The sequence below is a fragment of the Variovorax sp. 20P10.2.4 genome, assembly GCF_058244205.1.
In genome coordinates, this window is record NZ_JBZAYE010001023.1 from 1 (window position 1) to 1,744 (window position 1,744).

Annotated in this window: 1 protein-coding gene; it reads right to left on the minus strand. The window is 73.1% G+C overall.

Annotated features, from left to right (window positions below; translation table 11 throughout):
* Positions 1–1,744, minus strand: a 1,744-nt coding sequence (locus tag AC27VN_RS40630) for a cobaltochelatase subunit CobN (protein WP_490880387.1), incomplete at both ends; no start/stop codon positions are given.

The window sequence follows — 1,744 nt, forward strand, 5'->3', positions numbered from 1 at the left end:
GTCGCTCACCGCTTGCAGCAGCGCGGGCCGCGCGCCCTGCCAGGGCTTCGCGGGCTCGATGTCGAGCGGATCGAAGTGCTCGCCGGGCAGCAGGTCGTGCGACAGCGCGCCCAGCAGCCCCGCGTCGGCGCCGCTGCCGTCGCCCGCCGGATAGCGCGCCAGCGCCAGCAGCGTGTCGCGCCGCAGCCGGCCCTCGGGCGAGGCACCGAACACATGCAGGCCGTCGCGGATCTGGGTTTCCTTGAGCTCGCAGAGGTAGGCATCGACGCGCGCGAGCACGGCATCGTCCTCGGCACCCGCCGCGTCGAGCTCGTCGACCAGGTGCTGGGCGCGCACGGCGGCGAGGATCTGCGCGCGCAGCACGCGCGCGCGGCGTGCGTCGACCAGCAGCGCGTCGTAGTACTCGTCGACCTGGCGCTCGAGGTCCTGCATCGGGCCATGGTTCTCGGCGCGCGTGAGCGGCGGCATCAGGTGGTCGACGATCACGGCCTGGGTGCGGCGCTTGGCCTGCGCGCCCTCGCCCGGGTCGTTGACGATGAAGGGATAGACGTTGGGCAGCGGCCCGAGCACCGCGTCGGGCCAGCAGGCCTGCGTCAGCGCGATGCTCTTGCCAGGCAGCCATTCGAGGTTGCCGTGCTTGCCCACGTGCACCACCGCGTCGATGCCGAACACATCGCGCAGCCAGAAGTAGAAGGCCAGGTAGCCGTGCGGCGGCACGGCCTCGGCGTCGTGGTAGCTCGCATAGTCCTGCGAGCCCGAGAGGTTCAGCGCGCGCGCGGGCTGGATGCCGACGAAGACCTGGCCCAGCCGCAGGCCCGCGATCATGAAGCGGCCCTGGCGCAGCATCGGATCCTGCTCGGGCGGGCCCCAGCGTTCGTCGATGGCCGCGGCCATGCCTTCGGGCAGCGCGGCCAGCCGCGCGCGGTAGTCGGCCAGCGCGTAGCTCTGCCAGGCGGGCCGCGCGGGCCATTCGCGCGGGTCGTTGGCAATGCCCTGCTGCAGGGTCTGCATCAGGCTGTCGCCATCGGCCGGCTGCGCCTTCGGATCGCCGAGCATGTAGCCCTCGGCGCGCAAGGTCTGGAGGATCGCGATCACCGAGGCCGGCGTGTCGAGCCCCACGCCGCTGCCGATGCGGCCCTCGCTGCCCGGGTAGTTGGCGAGCACCAGCGCGAGTCGCTTGTCGGCCACCGGCAGGCTGCGCAGGCGGCACCAGCGGCGCGCGAGCTCGGCCACGAAGGCGACGCGGTCGGGCTCGGCGCGGTAGCCCACCACCTCGGTCTGCGTCAGTTCGCAGCGATGCAGCAGGCCCTTGAAGCTCACGGCGCGCGTCACGATGCGGCCATCCATCTCGGGCAGCGCGACCTGCATCGCGATGTCGCGCGGCCGCAGGCCCTGGCTGTCGGCCAGCCAGTCCTCGCGGTTGCCGCCGCTCACGATCACCTGCAGCACGGGCGCGTCACCGGCCAGCGTTGGTGGTTCGCCGCCCTCGCCGCCGTCGTGCCCCAGCGCCGCGAAGGCGGTGGTGTTGAGCACCAGTTGCACCGCATGCGTGGCGCAGAGTTCGCGCAGCGCCGACAGGCACAGCGGGTCCTTGAGCGAATCGAGCGCCAGCGGCAGCGGGTTCAGGCCCTCGGCCGACAGCGCCTCGGCCAGCGCATCGAAGGCGGCCGTGTTGCCCGACAGCAGGTGCGAGCGGTAGAACACCAGCGCCACCACCGGCGCGCCGGGCCGCCAGCGCGCGCGC